Genomic DNA, 16,855 nt, shown 5'->3' on the forward strand with positions numbered 1-16,855 from the left:
CGTGTGGGCGTGTCTGATACCCCGTCAGCGGGGTAGCGGCAGTACTCAACGGCGCCTAGGAAGGGGAAAGCCATGTCAGTGGATCCCGAAGCTGCCGAAGCAACACTGTCCGCGGAGCTTGCCGCCGAATCGATGATCCGCTTGTGGCAGCGGGCACATGAGGATGTCGCCCCGACGGTTTCCGACGAGCAGATGCGGACCCTGCTCGCCCTGGAGTGCGAGCGGAGCGATCCGGGCCGTATCGCCGAGGACCTCGGCATCGGCCTGACGTCGATGACGAGACTGCTCGCCCGGCTGGAGCAGCGGGCGCTGGTGCGGCGCTTCCCGGCCGGGGAGTTCCGCCTCACCGGCTCCGGAAAGTGCGTACTGGAAGCCACCCGCCAGCGCCGCCGTCAGCTGCTGGAAGAGGCCCTGATGACGGCCGTACCGGCGGACCGTCTGGTACTGCGCGATCTGTTCAACCAACTGTACGGACGGGTGAGCCCGTTGGCCCAGGTCCCGCGCAGCCGCACGCCGATCTGACCGGAGGGACCCCGTGTGCCGGTGCGGCGGCTCCCCTTGCGCCGGGTGAGGCGAGTGGGAAGGGTGCGGTGGGGAAGGGCCGCTGGGCCCTTCCGTGCGTCCCCTCGCATGCTAAGTTAGGCAACCCTAACTTGGTTGTTCGACGCGCAGGTCATGGAGGGGTGGCATGAGCCAGGGGCACGGCTGGGAGGGAGCGGTCCTCAGACTGCTGCGCGGTAAGGACTTCGAGTTCACCGTGACCGGCGTCGAGGACGTCACCCCGTACTACCGGCGCTTGCACTTCACCGATGGCGGCATGCTGGCCGCCACCGGGGTTCACCCCACGATGTGGGTACGGCTGTGGTTCGACAACGCGGGCAAGCCGCACCAGCGTGCGTACACACTCGTGGACCCCGATCCCTCCGCGGGCACGTTCAGTGTGGAGTTCGCGCTGCACGACGGGTGCGCCAGCGACTGGGCGCGTGGCGCCAAGCAGGGTGACACCATCGAGGCGACGGTGCACGGCAGCGGCTTCAACCGCCCCGAGCCCGCCCCCTCGCACCTCTTCGCCATGGGCGATCTGGCGTCCCTGCCCGCGCTCAACTCCCTTCTGACGGATCTGAAGGACGCGCACGCGACCATATGGTTCGAATCCGACTCGGACCTGGAGGGCCTGCCGCTGCGCGTCGCACCGAAACGTCACCGACTGCACACGGTGCCTCGCGTGGACTCCGGCGCCCATCTTGTCGCGCAGGTGAAAGGCGCGCTCCCCGAGCTGCTCAAGGACGCCCCGGACCCCTATGTGTGGATTGCCTGCGACGCGGCGACCACTCGGTCACTGGCGTCCCTCGTCCGCAAGGAACTGGCCGTACCGAGGCGGCGCGTCCACGCCCAGGGCTACTGGCGGCCGTAGGACACCTCGGGAGGGCAGCCTGGGTGCCGGGTGCCGGGTGCCGGGTGCCGGGTGCCGGGTGCCGGGTGCCGGGTGCCGGGTGCCGGGTGCCGGGTGCCGGGTGCCGGGTGCCGGGTGCGGGGCGCCAGGTCGCTGGTGGGGGGCCGTGCGGTGGCTTGGGGAAGCCGTGTGTGAGGAAGGCCGGGCGTGGGGTATGCGCTTGTGCGTCGGGGCAGGCGGGCGGGCCCGAGAGGTGCACCGCCGCTGCCGCGCCGCCGACAGGTTCACCGGCGTTCCTGCCGACCCTGACGTCCTTCTGCGGGTGCGGTGGCGGTTCTAAGGTGAGCCGACACGTGTGTCCTGCGGAGGGGAACCGATGGTGCGAAGAACCAAGATCGTCCGCTACGGCGCCGCACGCGCGGCGGCCTTGTTGCTGCTCTCCATCGTGTTCGCCCAGGGCGCCACTGCCAGTGGCGCCCCCGCCCGTGTCCGGCCGCATACGGACGCCGACCGGCTCGACGCCTACTGGACCCGGGCCCGGATGGCCGCCGCGGTCGCCGAGGACCCCGTCCAGAGCGCCAGGCCCGGGCCGAAGACCCTCGCCGCGTCCCCCGCGACGGACGGACCCCGGCCGGGCGAACACATCCCGCCCGGTCAGGCCTTCAACGGCATCCCCCAGGTCGGCACCTTCTTCTGGACCGACGCCACCGGTACCGGCCGCACCTGTACCGGCTCCGTGGTCCGCAGTCCCGGCCGCGCCCTGGTGCTCAGTGCCGGTCACTGCCTGAAGGACTACTCCGGCACGTCCCCGAGGCGCAACCTTGCCTTTGTGCCGCAGTACCACGACGGGCTCAAGCCCTTCGGTGTCTTCCCCGTCCGGCAGAACGGCGTCTATGTCCCGCAGCAGTACTACGACCTGGGGGAGCACGCGGGAGCCGAGTACGACTTCGCCTTCGCCGTCACCGGGCCCAACCAGAACGGCAGGCTGCTCCAGGACGCAGTCGGCGGAGTGCAGTTGCTCACCGGGACCGGGTACGACCACGCTCAGGTACGGATGATCGGGTACCCGGCGGACACGGACAAGCCGCTCCAGTGCCAGAGCCGGACCACCAAGTGGGTCAGCGACGACCCGGCCGACCCCGGCACCTTCCCGCGTATCGCCTGCGACGGCTTCGTGGGCGGGACCAGCGGCGGGCCGATGCTGGTGCCCTGGCCGGGCGGCTGGGCGGTGATCGGAGTGATCGGCGGCTACCACACCGGCGGCAACACCCCCCAGATTTCCTACAGTGCCACCTTCGGTGCCGCCACTCGGGCGCTGTACGGGGCCGCGGTCACCGGCGCCCCACCCGCGGGGCCCGCCTCCTGACGCCGGCCGCGCAAGGTCGGGAGCCGTACCTCCCGACCGCCTCCCGGGCCCGCCATCCGCGAGGGACGTGTGGCCGCCGGGGTCACTGGCCGGCAACTGCCCTCCTGCGCGCCTGCTCGAACTCCGCCAGCGGGTCCCCGCCGACGCGCCAGGGCCATGTGGTGACCGTGCCGCCCAGCGCCTCGAAGGCCGGACGGGCATCGTGCCGCCGGTCGGCGGCCATCAGCGCGTAGGCGAGGAGATTCAGGTCGGCCAGGGTCGCGGCATGGTGGAAGAACTCCGGGTTGACCCAGGTGTGGACCGCCCGGTCGAGGGCCTGAGCGGCTTCCCGCTGCCCCCAGTGGTTGCGCGCGACCAGGGCTTCGACGCCGCCCCGGGCGAGAACCGAGTGGTACTGGAGCACCTGGGCGGTGAGTTCCGTCGCCGCGCACGGCGCGTTCGCGGGCATACGGGCGGAGAGGACGTCCACGAACTCCAGTACCTGGACGCGTGAGCCCCCTTCCTCCGGGGTGAGGTAGCCCAGCATGCTCAGATAGGCCTCGCGGTTCCAGCGGTCGCGGGCCAGAACCTCGTTCCACACGCCGAACACCTGCGACTGCTCCCAGCGTTCCAGCCGTGCCGCGCCCAGCAGCACGATCCACGGGGTGGGATCCTCCGGCGCCAGATCGGCGGCCTGGAGGCAGCTTTCGGTGAGCTCTGCCGGGTCTTCCAGGCCGCCCTGGGCCCGGCCCCGCGCGAGCTGTGTCGCCGCGTGCAGCACCAGCGCGCTCGCCAGGCCCGGCTCACGTGCCGCCCAGGTCCGGGGCAGGTGCGAGGCGCGCAGATAGTCCGCCAGGACGGTGACGCGGTGGGCACGACGGTCCCAGTCGCCCGGATCCTCGTCCATGAGACGGGCTATCTGAGCCACGCACAGGTCCGTGGTCGCGATCGTGCCTGTTCTGGTGGTGGCCAGAAGAGACTTCAGGAGCCTGCCGAGGGCCTGGTCGTCGAGTTCCGGGGCAAGACGGGGCCTTTTACGACGGCTTGAGAGGAATGCCATGCACGGAGGCTAAAACGGACCGGATTTCACACAAGAGTTACGGCAAGATCGTTATCAGTTACATCTCTCAAACACGGTTACCCGCCCGTATGGCGAGATGCGTGCACGGGGCATTCTTTGTGGGGTGGGGTGGGGTGGGGTGGGGTGGGGTGCAGTGCGGTGGTCGGGCCTGCCAGTCGTCGCCCGGGCGGCAGCGGGTCGGACCTTGAGGGGTGAAGCGTTCGCCGTTCGGTTGGTGCGACTGCCTGTTAGCGTGCGTGGATGGACGATCTGGGGTGTGTGGTGTGGCCGCCTGAGCCGATCAGGACCGAGAGGCTTGTGCTCCGTGGGCCCGAGGCCCGGGATCGTGCGGCGTTCATCGAACTGCTCGCCTCGTCAGAGGTGCACACCTACCTCGGCGGCCCCTGGCCGCGTGACGAGCTCGAGCGCGAGATGTCCGGGGTGCCCCAGTCGCGGCCGGGGAGCTTTGTCGTCGATCTCGACGGGGCGATGATCGGCCAGATCCTGTTGAGGAGAGCAACGGCCCACCGTCGCCCCGCCGCCGTGGGGAAGGCCGACCTCGGCTACCTGTTCCTGCCGAGGGCGTGGGGGTTCGGGTACGCCGCCGAGGCGTGCACGGCGGCACTCGACTGGTTCGTCGGCGTGCTCCCCGGCGAACCCGTGGTGCTCGCCACCCAGACCGCCAACGCCCGCTCGATGCGGCTCGCGGCGAAGCTGGGGTTCACTGAGGTGGAGCGGTTCGAGGCCTGGGGCGCCGAGCAGTGGCTCGGCATGTGGTCCCCGGTCACGCCGACCGCTTGAGCACTGCCCGGGGAACCTGGAGAACCCGAGCAACCAGAGGACCCCGAGGACCCCGAGGACGTGGAACGGGCGTCGGGGCGGTCAGACGGTCAGTTCCTGGAGTGCTCCGGGTGTGGGACCTGCTTCGAGGCGGGTGAAGTACTCGGTGGAGATGATGCGTTCCCTCGCCGGGGCCGGAAGGCGGGCGAGGATACCGGGCAGGGAACGCTCCCTCGCCGCCTCGCTGCGGTGGGCCAGGATGGCGTTCCACTTCTGGTCGAGCCAGGCGTTCACGTCGACCGCCGCGGTGACGAAGTCGTCCGGCACGCTCAGTTCCTGCTTGCCGACCCGGGCGAGCAGAGGAGCCAGCTCTCCCACGCTTGAGTGCGGATAGGTGGCCAGATAGAGGGCCTTCGGCCGCCAGGGCGCTCCCGCGTCCGGACAGTGGTGTTCCAGCCCGGCGGCATGGACCGCGATCACGGTCGCGCGATGGGTGCGCAGATGATCGGGGTGGCCCGTCATCTGGCCGTACGCGTCATGGGTGATGACGACGTCCGGTCGGGTCTCGCGGATGTGCCGGACAAGCTGGTCCACCACGGTGTCGATCGGCGCATCGCACAGCCTGGGCCGGGCGGGGGCCGACTCCGGGATGCGGGCATCGGCGAACCCGAGCATCCGCGGCGGCCCGGAGCCCAGGATCTCCAGGGCATCGGCCAGTTCGGCGGCACGGTGGGTGTCCGGGGCCCAGGTGGCTGTGACGACGCCGGTACGTGCGCCGGAGGCGGCGTGCTGTGCCAGTACGCCGCCTGCCAGCAGGGATTCGTCGTCCGGGTGGGCGAACACGCCCAGCAGGGACGGCCGCGGTGAGGGATGGGGTGCGGGCACGGGCGGAGCCTTTCGGCTGGGGCTGGGGCTGGGGCTGGGGCTGGGGTCGGGGTTGGGCTGGGGGCGGGGCCGCGGCGACCGTGCGGGGCGTCAGGGGTGGAGGGCGTAGCAGCGGAGCACGTCCAGGTCGGCGGTGCGGACGACGGACCAGCCCGCGGTGAGGGTCTCGGCCTCGGCGGGCGTGATCCCGAGGTGCGCGCGCGGGTCGGTGGCCTCGCGGCGCCCGGCGATCTCGGTGACGACCCAGAAGCAGCCGCCGGGTGCGAGGAGTCGGCGGACGCGGTCGAGGAACGCGGGCTTGTCGTCCAGCCACCGGTAGACCAGGCGGCAGGTGACGGCGGCGTACGACGGATCGGGCAAGGCGGACAGGTCGTCGGCGGTGATGTCCGCGCACAGCCAGGAGGGTTGCGGGTCCGGCCCCGGCTGCTTGGCGGTGGCCAGGGCGACGGCACTGGGGGAGCAGTCGACGCCGGTGGCGCGGTAGCCGAGCCGGTGATGGAGGTGGCGGGTGAGGGTGCCGTCGCCGCAGCCGATGTCGAGCGCCGGGCACCCGCGGCCCGGGCCGAGGTGCTCGGCGAGCAGCGCGCTCTCGTCGTCGTCGAGTCCCCGGTAACGGTGGCCGTCGGCCCACAAGGGCTCCCAGAAGGACCGTGCGGATGGGCTCATGCGCTGTCTCCTTCGGGTTTCTCCTTGGGGTTTCCTCTTCGGGTGTCCCCTTTGGGTGTTCCCTTCGGGCGGCGGTGCGTCGCGGGCGGGCGGGGTGCCGGGGCCACGATGCGTGCATTCCCCGTACGGCCTCCCGCCAGGCGCCCGGTACCGGCCTGTCCGGTGGCCGCCCCGCCCGGTGACCGGACCCGCTGGGTCCTGCTGGTCGCGGTCCTGTCGGCCTGGGTCCGGACCGGGACTTGGCTCCGCCGAGCCGTCGTCAGCCGCGGGGGCTGCTGATCCGCTCGGGCTGGATCACGTAGATCACCCGGACCTGGTCGCGTCCTCCGAACCACGGGTAGGGGCCGCCGAGATACTTCTGTGCGAGGGCCTCGATGTGGTCGACCGCTCCGTCGGTGGTCACGCGTACGACCGTGCCGCGGATCTGGACGTACGAGGAGGGGTCCGAGGGGTCGGAGACCGCGACGGCCACCCTCGGGTCGCGTGCGATGTTCCGGGTCTTCTGGTGCGATTCGACGCTGTTGATGAGGACGTTCTGACCGTCGGTGTCGACCCAGGTCTGGGTGAGCTGGGGCGAGCCGTCGGGCATCGTCGTGGCGATGTAGCAGGTGCTGGGACGGCGCAGCAGTGCCAGGACGTCTTCGCCGAGGGGCACGGGCACAGGGTCCTCCGGGGTCGGTTGGGTGAGTGCAGGGGGCACGGTAGTCGGGGCGGTGAGTGGGGCGTGCCCCGGCTCCCGGCTACGGCGCCCGCCCGGTACGGCACACCGGGACGGCCGGGTGGCACCCTCTCGGTGCCGCCCGGCCGTCCCGTGTTCCGGCCGTGGGTGTGCGCGGGGTTCAGTGCCCGGCGGAACCCTCGTCCTCGGGGCGTGCGTGGCGGGGCAGGAGGAACGCGAGCAGGAAGGTCAGGGCGAGCATGCCGTCGACGATCCACAGCACCGACTTCATGACGGAGCCGAAGCCGCTGCGGAAGGCCGAGGACGCGGTGGCCTCCAGGGCGGCCGGTATCCGGGCACCCGCCTCAGGGGAGGTCACGACCGAACGGGTGTCCTTCTCCAGGCGTGTACAGGAGGCCGGGGTCGCGGCGGGATCCTTGGCGACGGCGCGGTCCGAGGTGCAGGTGCGCAGGTCCGCCACGACGCGATCCTGGTCGGCGGGTGCGACATGCGCGATGGCGAGCCGGCCCCGCAGACCGTCCGAGTGGTGGTCGACGGCGCCGGCGATGCCGCCGCCCAGCAGTCCGAAGAACACGGTGCCGAGGATGGCCACGCCGAAGGCGCCGCCGAGCTGCTGTATCGCGGTCATCGTGCCGGACGCGGAGCCCGTCTCGTGCTGCTCGACACTGGCGAGCACGATGTCGAAGAACGGCGCCATCAGCAGGCCCATGCCGATGCCGGTGACCAGCAGGGACGGCAGGAGCTGCCAGGGGCCGACGCCGCTTCCCACCATGTCGAGGGTCAGCCACACACCGAACACGCCGATCGCCATGACCAGCGCGCCCGCCTGGAGCACGGCACGACCGAACCGGGCGACGCCCTGGGCGATTCCAAAGCCGACGATCATGCCGCCCGACCAGGGCACCATCACCAGTCCGGCCTTGAGCGGCGAATAGCCAAGGCCGATCTGGGTGTAGAGGTTGAAGACCAGCATGAAGCCCTGCATGGTCGAGAAGAAGACCAGCCCGAGGGTCATGCCGCCGCTGAACCCGCGCTTGCGGAAGAGGCTGGGCACCACCAGCGGGTCCAGGCCGTTCTTGCTGCGGCGCGACTCGTACAGGGCGAAGGCGATGAAGAAGACCACCGAGGCGGCCATCATCAGGAACGTCCAGACCGGCCAGTCGTATTCACGGCCCTGGACCAGCGGGAAGATGATGAGCAGCGCGGCCAGCGAGACCAGGAGCATGCCGGGGATGTCCAGGCGCGGCTTGGTGCCGGAGTGCCCGCGCGGCAGATAGCGCAGCGCACCGAGGAAGGCCGCGGCCCCCAGTGGCAGGTTGATCAGGAAGATCATCCGCCAGCCGGTGCCGAAGTAGTCGGCGTCCACGAGCCAGCCCGCCAGGATCGGACCGCAGACCGCGGACAGTCCCATGACCGGGCCGAACATGCCGAACGCCTTCTGCGACTCCTTCGGCGGGAACATCTCCTTGATCATGCCGAGCCCCTGCGGCAGCATCACCGCGCCGAACAGGCCCTGTATGACGCGGGACGCGATCAGCATCTCCGGCGACACGGAGACCGCGCACAGCAGCGAACCAAGGGTGAATCCGGCGGCCCCGACCAGGAACATCCGGCGGCGCCCGTGGATGTCACCGAGCCGTCCTCCGGTGACGAGACCGACGGCCATCGAGAGGGTGTACGCGGCGGCGAGCCACTGAAGGGTGGAGGCGCCTCCGCCGAGGTCGGCCCGCATGGAGGGGCCGGCGATGTTCGTGACGACGGCGTCGAGGAGATCCATCACCTCGGCCGCGAGGATCACGAAGAGCGCGGCCCAGCGCCACCGGTACGGCGCCGGTGCGTCGGGCGAGTCGGTGGGCGTCTCTGCGGACACGACACCGGTGGTGGACATCGGAACTCCTCGCAGGAGGGCCGCGCCGCGGGGGATCCGCGGCGCGGAAGGACGGATGGCTGGGACTGCCCGGCTCGCTGGTACGGCCTGAAGGGGCTGGCGACCGGACGCGCGGGAGAACGGCGTTCACCCTAACAGAACAGTGCTCACCGCGAGAACGCTGTTCATTAAGATATAGCGCAATCGCCGTCCCGAGACAAGATATATCGCGTTTGGCGGTTCGAGGGTGGGCCTGTGCACGCGGCTCAAGGCTTACGGCTTACGGCGCATGGCTCACGGCTTGGCTCATGGGGCATGGCTTACGGCTCACCGGGGAGAACAGTGTTCTCCCCGGTGCCTAGACTGTCCTCATGACCGACGCGGCCGCCGACACCCCCGCCTCCCCGCCCCCGACCCCCTGGGAGCGGGAGCGCCCCGCTCGTGCCCATGTGACGCCCGCGCGTACACCACTGTCGAGGGAGCGGGTCGTGGAGGCCGCCTTCAGTGTGCTGGACCGCCAGGGCCTCGACGGCCTGTCCATGCGCCAGGTGGCGGCCGAACTGGGGGTCACGGTCTCCGCGCTCTACGCCCATGTCAGATCCAAGGACGATCTGCTGGAGCTGATGTACACCCGGCTCTTCGACGGCTTCGAGATGCCCGAGGCGGATCCGGAGCGGTGGCGGGAACAGGTACGGGACTATGCGCGGGCGGGGCGGCGGCGCCTGCTGTCGCACCGTGACATGGCCAGGATCGCCATGGCACACGTCCCCTTCACCGCCGAACTGCTCCCGCATGTCGAGTCGTTGCTCGCGGTCTTCCGTACGGCCGGACTGCCCGACCGCATCGCGGCGGAGGCCGGTGACCTCATCGCCACCTACATCGACGGGTTCGTCCTGGAAGAGGGCATGTGGCGGGACCGGGCCGCCGGGCACTGCCGCGGGGACTCCTCCGCCGCCCGCCCCGACTGGCGCGAGATGGCCGAAGAGATGCGGAACTACTTCGCGTCCCTGTCCGAGGGTGACTTCCCCCATCTGCGCGCCCTGGCCGGGCTGATGGTGGCGGACTCCTCCGACGAGAGGTTCGACATCGGTCTGGAGATCATCCTGCGCGGCCTGGCGAGCTATCTGCCGCCGGAGGGGGCGGCCGGTGCGGGTCCGGACGGCCCCTCCGCTCCGGACACCGCCTGATCCGGGGCAGCCGCCGGGCGTGTCAGCGGGGCGTCCGGTGTCAGCTGTCCGTGCCGCCGCGCGGTGCCATGTGGAAGTCGAATGCGAGGGTCCCGGGGTCCAGGGCCGTCGCCCCGCCGTCCACGGTGAGCACGGCGCCGTTGACATAGGACGCCGCCGGGGAGAGCAGCCAGCCGATCGCCTCGGCGACTTCGCCCGGTTCGCCCGGACGTCCCAGGGGCAGCGGCCCGGTCGCCTCCGCGTACGCGGACTCCATGTCACCCAGGTCCGCTTCCCTGGCGAAACGTGTCATGCGCCGGTCGGCCATCTCGGTCCGCACCCAGCTGGGGCACACGACATTGGCGCGTACCCCTTGGCGCCCGTAGTCGACGGCCACGGAACGGCACAGTTGCAGCAGGGCGGCCTTGGACACCGCGTACGGGACGTTGCCCCGGCCGTTGAGCAGGGCGGAGACCGAGGCTACGGCGACGACCGCGCCCCGTGTTTCGAGCAGGTGGGGGATCGCCGCGCGCAGTAGCAGCAGGGGGCCGGTGACGTTGGTCCGCATCACGTCGTCCCACTCCGCGAGCGAGAGGTCCCCGACCGTGCCGCCGCGGCCGATGCCCGCGTTCAGCACGACCCCGTCGAGCCGTCCATGGGCGTCGAGGGCCGCGCGGACCAGGCCTTCGACGGCATCGGGATCGCCCGCGTCGGACGGATACGCCAGGACCCCGGTCTCCTGCTCCAGGCGCCGCAGCGGCTCGGTGCGGCGCCCGGACACGACCACCTGGTGACCCTGCTCGCGCAGCAGCCGGGCGGTGGCCGCGCCGATACCGGATCCGGCACCCGTCACGATGACAACCTGCTTGTCCGTCACAGTGGTTCGGCCCTTCATGGGGGGGACTGCGGACGAAGTCGATCGTAGGCGCAGCCTGCGGCCGGGTGTCCGGCCGCCGGTGATCTTCGGACATGGCGTCCGTTCGGCAACGGTGGGCAGTGCGGTGGGCGGCGGGGGACCCCGCCCGGCTCAGGTCTGACGCAGCGGTATGTACTCCGTGGCCTCCAGTCCGAAGGTCCAGGCGACGCCCTCTCTCGCCGTGCGGGTCGTCGGCGGGACCCGCAGCCAGTAGACATTGTGCGAACCGTCCGGCTCCGGGGTCGAGTTGACCACTTCCACCATCACCACCGGCTCGTCCCCGACGAGGTCGATCCGCCACAGGGTGCCGGTCTCGTCGCTGCCCAGCGGGCGGGCCCCGGAGTCGGCCAGATAGCGGTCGTAGCCGTAGAACTCCAGCATCACCCGGCGCAGTTCGGCGTTCTCCTCGGAGCGGATGCGCTCCGGGGTGAGGGTCCGCAGCTCCTCGACGAAGGATGCCTGGACCGGCATGCCCCGCCACGCGTACAGGGCGAAGCCGTCGGGGAAGGCGAGGGCCGGGCCGTCGCCGCGGTCGAGTCGGCCGGCCTCGTCCCGGTGCAGCGCCGAGGGCCGCTCGCAGACCACCGCCACCTTCTCGAACGGCCACCACCAGCCTGCGCTGCGGCACACCTCGGCGAGCCCCTTCAACGGGCCTTCCCGACCGGAGAACGCGGCAAGCCATGCGGCGTCGTGCTGCCCCAGGACCGCGTCCAGAAGTATCAGCCGGACCTCCGGGTCCCCGTCGCACTCCGCCAGCACACCCGCGCGTATCCGGTCGACCAGCGCCTGGGTGAGCTCCCACAGCCGCCCACCCGTGGCCGCCCAGTGCGCCGCCCACCCGGCGGCGCCCAACTCCCCGTACAACCGGGCCCGTTCGCGGGACCATGGGGCGCTGCGCACCGCCTCGCGGACACTCGGCCCCTTGTCCTCCAGGGCGCGCACCAGGGCGACCCCCGCACGCGGCGAACCCGCCCACACCACCCGCTCCGGCTCGGGCAGCCCCGCCCGGCGATAGGCCTCCCGGACACCGGCCTCCGCCCGCTCCCGGTCGGCCGGAGCCGTCGAGGCCGCCCGAGCACGCCACTCCCCGGTCATGTCCCTCCCGCTTCCCCCGAGCGCCGCCCGATCCATCTCTGCCTGCCTCACCAGCGCCTCTTCCTGCTCTTTCTCTTTCTGCGTCACGGTCCGCGCCCTTCCTCTCCGTTCCCCCGGCTGTGTCAGTCCGCGACGATCCGCACCGAACCGGGCACGTACTCCCGCTGCCGGATCACCCGGAACCACCCCGACGGCAGCGCGATCGCCGCGTGCTCCTCGTGCACCACCCGTCCGCCCTTGGGCAGATGCAGCAGCATCGGGCCGAACGGGCCCTGCTCGCGCACCAGATCACCGGGCCCCATGACCGCGTGGGCATGCCCCGTGACCTCGCCCAGCGCCAGAACCAGCCGCCCCCGCCCGTCCCTCGGCTCTCGTGGCGCCCCCGCGACATGAGCCGGAACGGCCTCATCGGACATGGGCACGATCAGGACATCTCCCTGCCGGTACATCACTGCTCCCCTCCGCTGCGGTGCAGGGCCGCACCGCCTCCGTGACAGCGACCGTAGGACCCCCCACTGACAACGCCCCGAAAACCGCCCCACCGCCCCCCGTTGTCAGTGCCCCTTGGTAGAACTTCCGACATCGCAGCAGCCAGCATCCGTTCCAGTTCCCGGGAGCAGTCGCATGACCATCGGTGACCACCTGCACACCTTCCACGGGCTGCCCGTGTACTCCTTCCCCGGCCCGGAGACCAAGCCGGACCTGCCCGAACCGGACAGCCACGCCTGGCGCATTTCCGCCGATGTCTACGACGCGGAAGAGGAATGGACGGCCGCGTTCGCCCGTTTCCTGGGCGCGGTCGACACCACACGCGTGCGCGCTCTGGTCGTCGGAGCCTGGGGAGAGGCCTACGACAGCGACTCCTCCCCGGTCATCGAGGCGCTGTTGGCCGCCCGCGATCGACTGCCCGCCCTGCGCGCGGTGTTCCTGGGCGACATGGTCATGGAGGAGAGCGAGATCTCCTGGATCCAGCAGACCGATGTCACCCCCCTGCTGACCGGCTTCCCCGACCTGGAGGAGCTCGGTCTGCGGGGAGGATCGGAGCTCACGTTCCCGGCCCTGCGCCACACCGGCCTGCGCACGCTGACCATGGAGGCCGGCGGCCTGCCCGTGGAGGTCGTGCGCGGCGTCGGCGCCAGTGACCTGCCCGCGCTGGAGCACCTCGACCTCTGGCTCGGCACCCCCGACTACGGTGGTGACAGCGAGGTGGGGGACCTGGAGCCCATCCTGTCCGGTGCCCGCCTGCCCCGCCTGCGCCATCTCGGGCTGCGCAACAGCGAGATGCAGGACGCCGTCGCCGCGGCCGTCGCGTCCGCCCCGGTGGTGGCCCGCCTGGAGACGCTGGATCTGTCCATGGGCGTCCTCACCGACGAGGGCGCCGCCGCCCTCCTCGGCGGCCAGCCCCTCACCCATCTGAAGAAGCTCGACCTGCACTACCACTACATCAGCGAGCCGCTGCTGGACCGCATACGGGAGACCCTGGAGCCCGCGGGCGTCGAGCTGGACCTCGACCGCGACGACGCCGAGATCGACGACGACGAGGCGCATCGCTATGTGGCCGTGGGTGAGTGAGTGGACCCGTACCTGACCGGGCCCGGCCCGGGCGGCGCCGTGCGCTTCGCGGTGGTCGGCAACCCGGGCAGCCGCCGGGTGGCGCTCTTCGAGGAGGCGGTGCGTGCCGCCGGTCTGCCCGCCCCTCGCGTCCTCGCCTGGGCGCGGGTGCTGCGCGAGGGCGGCGCCGGATTCGCCGCCGACGAGATCGTCCGGCTGGACTCCCCGGGGGAGGACGCGGACGTCGACCGGCTGCTGCGCGGCGGCCAGGATCCCACCCGGGTGGAGGGATCCGGCCGCTGGTACGCCTCGTTGATGTCCGCGGTGCGCGGGCTGCGCGGAGGCGTCCGCCTGGACGACCCGGACGAGCTCGCCGTCCTGTTCGACAAGCGGCGCTGCCATGCCGCGCTGACCGCCGCGGGTGTGCCCGTGCCGTTCTCACCCACCTCGGGCGGCGCCGCACCGCCCGTGCGCGGCTGGGACGACGTACGCGCCCTGATGGGGGAGCACCGGATGCCCCGGCTGTTCGTGAAACCGGCGCACGGCTCGTCGGCGTCCGGGGTGCTCGCGGTCGAGTCCGCTGGCGGCGGCCGGATCCGCGCCACCACCTCGGTGGAACGCGGCCCGGACGGACGGCTGTTCAACTCCCTGAGGGTCCGCCGCTATGAGGACGAGCGGCAGATCGCGGCCGTCGTCGACGCCCTGGCCCCCGACGGCCTGCACCTGGAACGCTGGCTGCCCAAGGCCTCCCAGCAGGGCCGCGCCGCCGATCTGCGGGTCGTCGTCGTGGCCGGGAAGGCCACGCACGCCGTGGTGCGCACCAGCGTCTCCCCGCTGACCAACCTCCATCTCGGGGGCCGCCGCGGAGACCTCGACGCGGTTCGCGCCGCCGTGGAGACGGCGGGAGCCCGCTGGGCGGACGTCCTCGGCGTCTGCGAACGGGCCGCGGCCTGCTTCCCGCGCACCCTGTGCGTCGGCGTGGATCTGCTCCCGGCGATCGGCTGGCGCCGGTTCGCCGTGGGCGAGGTCAATGCCTTCGGTGATCTGCTGCCCCGGCTCACCGGCCTGCCCGGCAGCGGAGTGGAGGGCCTCGACACCTATGCGGCACAGGTCGCCGCGACCCTGGCCCGGCACACCCCCCGGAACCACCCCCACAGCCAGCACCACCCGCACCACCCGCACGAGAACAGAACGGGAACCGCTCATGCCATCGTCTGACCCGACGCCTCCGCACCTGCCCTCGGGCAGCGCCGGGCAACCGGACATGAACCGGATCGTCGGCAGCCACGACATCCTGCTGGTCACCCTCGACACCCTGCGCTACGACGTGGCGGCCGAGTTGGCCGCGGCGGGCCGCATCCCGCACCTGGCCCGGCATCTCCCCGACGGCCGCTGGGAGGAGCGGCACGCCCCCGGCAGCTTCACCTACGCCTCCCACCAGGCGATCTTCGCCGGGTTTCTGCCGACGCCGGCGGCACCGGGCCCGCATCCGCGCCTGTTCGCCGCGCGCTTCGCGGGCAGCGAGACCACCGCGGACGGCACCTATGTGTACGACACGCCGGACCTGGTCTCCGGTCTCGCCAAGGACGGCTATCACACGGTGTGCATCGGGGGAGTGGGCTTCTTCAACAAGCAGGGCCCGCTCGGTTCGGTACTGCCCGGGCTGTTTCACGAGTCGCACTGGGAGCCGGAGTTCGGCGTCGCCTCCCCCACCTCCTTCGAGTCGCAGGTGACCCGCGCCGAGCAGGTCGTCCATGGACTCCCCGCAGACCAGAGCCTCTTCCTCTTTGTGAATGTGTCGGCCCTGCACCAGCCGAACTGGTTCCATCTGCCCGGCGCCACCCGCGCGGCGGGCGACACCCGGGCGACGCACGCCGCCGCGCTGGAGTACGTGGACCGGCACATCGGCCGCCTCCTCGATGTGATGAGCAGCCGACGACGCTGCTTCGCCCTGGTCTGCTCCGACCACGGCACCGCCTACGGGGACGACGGCTACACGGGGCACCGCCTCGGCCACCCGGCCGTGTGGACCGTGCCCTACGCCCACTTCGTCCTCGACCAGGGACAGGGGCGCACGGCCGACGGGGGCACCCGATGACGACGGCGATCCAGCACACCGGCACCAGCCCGTACCAGAGCTATGTCTACGCCTACCCCCACAAGACCGCCTACCGCCCCCTGCCCGACCGCCCGTTGCTGAGCGGCCTGTGGGCAGGGGAGCCCAAGGACACCCTCTCCCTCTATCTGCATGTGCCGTTCTGCGAGGTCCGCTGCGGCTTCTGCAATCTGTTCACCCGGATCGGCGCCCCGGACGGTCTGACCACCGCCTATCTCGACGCCCTGGAACGCCAGGCCACCACGGTCCGCGAGGCGCTCGGCGACACGGCCGACCTCCGTTTCGCGACAGCCGCGTTCGGCGGCGGCACCCCCACCTTCCTCACCGCCGGTGAACTCACCCGCCTGTGCGACATAGCCGAGCACCGGATGGGTGCCGATCTGCGCGCGGTGCCGCTCTCCGTCGAGGCGTCGCCCGCCACGGCCACCGCCGACCGCCTCGACGTGCTGGCCGAACGGGGCACCACCCGGCTCAGCCTCGGCGTCCAGAGCTTCGTCGACACCGAGGCCCGCGCCGCCGTACGCCCGCAGCGCCGCGCCGACGTGGAGGAGGCCCTCGCCCGGATCCGCGACGCGGGCCTCCCGGTGCTGAACATCGACCTGATCTACGGCATCGACGGCCAGACGGACGCCAGTTGGCTCGTCTCGCTGAACGCCGCCCTGGCCTGGCGCCCCGAGGAGCTGTATCTCTACCCCCTCTATGTCCGCCCCCTCACCGGTCTCGGCCGCCGCGGCTCCGCAGCGGACCCCGCCTGGGACGAGCAGCGGCTGCGTCTGTACCGCCTGGGCCGCGACCATCTGCTGGCGAACGGCTATGTGCAGACCTCGATGCGTATGTTCCGGCGCGCCGACGCCCCGTCCCAGGGTGCGGACGACTACGCCTGCCAGACGGACGGGATGATCGGCCTCGGCTGCGGCGCCCGCTCGTACACGGCGGGCCTGCACTACTCCTTCGACTATGCCGTGAACATGCACGAGATCCGCGCCATCATCGACGACTATGTGGCGCGCCCCGCCGCCGACTTCGCCCGTGCCGAGTATGGGCGTCCCATGACCGGGGACGAGCCGCGCCGCCGCCATCTGCTCCAGTCCCTGCTTCAGGCGGAGGGCCTGGACACCACCGACTACCGGGCACGCTTCGGCGCCTACCCCGCCGACGACTTCGGCCCCGAGCTGAGCCGTTTCGCCGACCGTGGCTGGCTTGAGCAGCAAGGCGGCCCTGGGCGGTTGAGGCTGACGCCGGAGGGGCTGGCGCACTCCGACGCGATCGGTCCCGAACTGTTCTCCCCGGCCGTACGGGCGGCGATGGCCGCGTACGAACGCAAGTAGGCGGACTC

Annotated in this window: 17 protein-coding genes; 9 read left to right on the forward strand and 8 right to left on the reverse strand. The window is 71.6% G+C overall.

The features are described from left to right. Positions 1-72: 72 nt before the first annotated feature. The 3 genes from ACIHAA_RS05420 (at position 73) to ACIHAA_RS05430 (ending at position 2,759) form a co-directional block, all read left to right on the forward strand. Positions 73-522: a MarR family winged helix-turn-helix transcriptional regulator gene (locus tag ACIHAA_RS05420; RefSeq protein WP_399813402.1), complete on the forward strand. Its 450-nt coding sequence runs from the start codon at positions 73-75 to the stop codon at positions 520-522. Between the two features lie 166 nt (positions 523-688). Beyond that, entirely contained in the window at positions 689-1,414 is a 726-nt protein-coding gene (locus ACIHAA_RS05425; protein WP_399813404.1) for a siderophore-interacting protein, read from the forward strand. A 355-nt stretch (positions 1,415-1,769) separates the two neighbouring features. After that, positions 1,770-2,759 carry a trypsin-like serine peptidase gene (locus ACIHAA_RS05430; RefSeq protein WP_399813406.1) on the forward strand — a complete coding sequence of 330 codons (990 nt, stop codon included), beginning with the start codon at positions 1,770-1,772 and terminating at the stop codon, positions 2,757-2,759. 82 nt (positions 2,760-2,841) lie between these two features. Here the strand turns inward: ACIHAA_RS05430 and ACIHAA_RS05435 are convergent, their stop codons facing one another. Continuing rightward, a complete protein-coding gene (locus ACIHAA_RS05435; RefSeq protein ID WP_399813409.1) occupies positions 2,842-3,798 on the reverse strand; it encodes a hypothetical protein in 957 nt (318 codons plus the stop codon). Between the two features lie 261 nt (positions 3,799-4,059). On the opposite strand from ACIHAA_RS05435, the gene ACIHAA_RS05440 reads away from it, so the two are divergent. Continuing rightward, positions 4,060-4,599: a GNAT family N-acetyltransferase gene (locus ACIHAA_RS05440; RefSeq protein WP_399813413.1), complete on the forward strand. Its 540-nt coding sequence runs from the start codon at positions 4,060-4,062 to the stop codon at positions 4,597-4,599. Positions 4,600-4,680: 81 nt separating this feature from the next. On the opposite strand, the gene ACIHAA_RS05445 is transcribed toward ACIHAA_RS05440, so the two are convergent. From ACIHAA_RS05445 to ACIHAA_RS05460, 4 genes are all read right to left on the reverse strand, one after another. Continuing rightward, positions 4,681-5,463, reverse strand: a complete 783-nt coding sequence (locus tag ACIHAA_RS05445; protein ID WP_399813415.1) for a PIG-L deacetylase family protein — start codon at positions 5,461-5,463, stop codon at positions 4,681-4,683. A 90-nt stretch (positions 5,464-5,553) separates the two neighbouring features. Then, positions 5,554-6,129 (reverse strand): class I SAM-dependent methyltransferase, encoded by a 576-nt coding sequence (locus ACIHAA_RS05450; RefSeq protein WP_399813418.1) that lies wholly within the window; start codon positions 6,127-6,129, stop codon positions 5,554-5,556. Positions 6,130-6,388: 259 nt separating this feature from the next. Then, positions 6,389-6,784 (reverse strand): PPOX class F420-dependent oxidoreductase, encoded by a 396-nt coding sequence (locus tag ACIHAA_RS05455; RefSeq protein ID WP_399813421.1) that lies wholly within the window; start codon positions 6,782-6,784, stop codon positions 6,389-6,391. Between the two features lie 184 nt (positions 6,785-6,968). Further along, the gene (locus ACIHAA_RS05460) at positions 6,969-8,696 is read right to left on the reverse strand and encodes an MFS transporter (protein WP_399813423.1); all 1,728 of its coding nucleotides are present in this window, start codon (positions 8,694-8,696) and stop codon (positions 6,969-6,971) included. Between the two features lie 350 nt (positions 8,697-9,046). Here ACIHAA_RS05460 and ACIHAA_RS05465 point away from each other — a divergent pair, with 350 nt between their 5' ends. Further along, positions 9,047-9,862: a TetR/AcrR family transcriptional regulator gene (locus ACIHAA_RS05465; protein WP_399813425.1), complete on the forward strand. Its 816-nt coding sequence runs from the start codon at positions 9,047-9,049 to the stop codon at positions 9,860-9,862. 40 nt (positions 9,863-9,902) lie between these two features. Here ACIHAA_RS05465 and ACIHAA_RS05470 read toward each other — a convergent pair whose 3' ends face one another. From ACIHAA_RS05470 to ACIHAA_RS05480, 3 genes are all read right to left on the reverse strand, one after another. Further along, positions 9,903-10,718 carry an SDR family NAD(P)-dependent oxidoreductase gene (locus tag ACIHAA_RS05470; protein ID WP_399813428.1) on the reverse strand — a complete coding sequence of 272 codons (816 nt, stop codon included), beginning with the start codon at positions 10,716-10,718 and terminating at the stop codon, positions 9,903-9,905. A 150-nt stretch (positions 10,719-10,868) separates the two neighbouring features. Further along, positions 10,869-11,888, reverse strand: coding sequence for a DUF6745 domain-containing protein (locus ACIHAA_RS05475; protein WP_399813739.1), 1,020 nt, complete (start codon positions 11,886-11,888; stop codon positions 10,869-10,871). An 86-nt stretch (positions 11,889-11,974) separates the two neighbouring features. Next, positions 11,975-12,301, reverse strand: a complete 327-nt coding sequence (locus tag ACIHAA_RS05480; RefSeq protein ID WP_399813431.1) for a hypothetical protein — start codon at positions 12,299-12,301, stop codon at positions 11,975-11,977. Between the two features lie 175 nt (positions 12,302-12,476). Between ACIHAA_RS05480 and ACIHAA_RS05485 the strand changes: the two genes are divergently transcribed. The 4 genes from ACIHAA_RS05485 to ACIHAA_RS05500 are packed head-to-tail and all read left to right on the forward strand — an operon-like array spanning position 12,477 to position 16,847. After that, positions 12,477-13,424: an STM4015 family protein gene (locus tag ACIHAA_RS05485; RefSeq protein WP_399813433.1), complete on the forward strand. Its 948-nt coding sequence runs from the start codon at positions 12,477-12,479 to the stop codon at positions 13,422-13,424. After that, entirely contained in the window at positions 13,425-14,621 is a 1,197-nt protein-coding gene (locus ACIHAA_RS05490; RefSeq protein ID WP_399813435.1) for an STM4014 family protein, read from the forward strand. 46 nt (positions 14,622-14,667) lie between these two features. Beyond that, the gene (locus ACIHAA_RS05495; protein WP_399813741.1) at positions 14,668-15,501 is read left to right on the forward strand and encodes an STM4013/SEN3800 family hydrolase; all 834 of its coding nucleotides are present in this window, start codon (positions 14,668-14,670) and stop codon (positions 15,499-15,501) included. Further along, entirely contained in the window at positions 15,498-16,847 is a 1,350-nt protein-coding gene (locus tag ACIHAA_RS05500) for an STM4012 family radical SAM protein (RefSeq protein WP_399813438.1), read from the forward strand. Before ACIHAA_RS05495 ends, ACIHAA_RS05500 begins: the two co-directional genes overlap by 4 nt. The last annotated feature ends 8 nt before the right edge of the window (positions 16,848-16,855 follow it).

Origin of the sequence: Streptomyces sp. NPDC052040 (genome assembly GCF_044548405.1) — a bacterium.
GTDB lineage: Bacteria > Actinomycetota > Actinomycetes > Streptomycetales > Streptomycetaceae > Streptomyces.

Coding starts and splice junctions, on each gene's coding strand:
- ACIHAA_RS05485 (WP_399813433.1), top strand. CDS start 12,477: ATGACCATCGGTGACCACCTGCACACCTTCCACGGGCTGCCCGTGTAC.
- ACIHAA_RS05460 (WP_399813423.1), bottom strand. CDS start 8,696: ATGTCCACCACCGGTGTCGTGTCCGCAGAGACGCCCACCGACTCGCCC.
- ACIHAA_RS05465 (WP_399813425.1), top strand. CDS start 9,047: ATGACCGACGCGGCCGCCGACACCCCCGCCTCCCCGCCCCCGACCCCC.
- ACIHAA_RS05425 (WP_399813404.1), top strand. CDS start 689: ATGAGCCAGGGGCACGGCTGGGAGGGAGCGGTCCTCAGACTGCTGCGC.
- ACIHAA_RS05495 (WP_399813741.1), top strand. CDS start 14,668: ATGAACCGGATCGTCGGCAGCCACGACATCCTGCTGGTCACCCTCGAC.
- ACIHAA_RS05440 (WP_399813413.1), top strand. CDS start 4,060: ATGGACGATCTGGGGTGTGTGGTGTGGCCGCCTGAGCCGATCAGGACC.
- ACIHAA_RS05480 (WP_399813431.1), bottom strand. CDS start 12,301: ATGTACCGGCAGGGAGATGTCCTGATCGTGCCCATGTCCGATGAGGCC.
- ACIHAA_RS05430 (WP_399813406.1), top strand. CDS start 1,770: ATGGTGCGAAGAACCAAGATCGTCCGCTACGGCGCCGCACGCGCGGCG.
- ACIHAA_RS05435 (WP_399813409.1), bottom strand. CDS start 3,798: ATGGCATTCCTCTCAAGCCGTCGTAAAAGGCCCCGTCTTGCCCCGGAA.
- ACIHAA_RS05475 (WP_399813739.1), bottom strand. CDS start 11,888: ATGGATCGGGCGGCGCTCGGGGGAAGCGGGAGGGACATGACCGGGGAG.
- ACIHAA_RS05420 (WP_399813402.1), top strand. CDS start 73: ATGTCAGTGGATCCCGAAGCTGCCGAAGCAACACTGTCCGCGGAGCTT.
- ACIHAA_RS05500 (WP_399813438.1), top strand. CDS start 15,498: ATGACGACGGCGATCCAGCACACCGGCACCAGCCCGTACCAGAGCTAT.
- ACIHAA_RS05450 (WP_399813418.1), bottom strand. CDS start 6,129: ATGAGCCCATCCGCACGGTCCTTCTGGGAGCCCTTGTGGGCCGACGGC.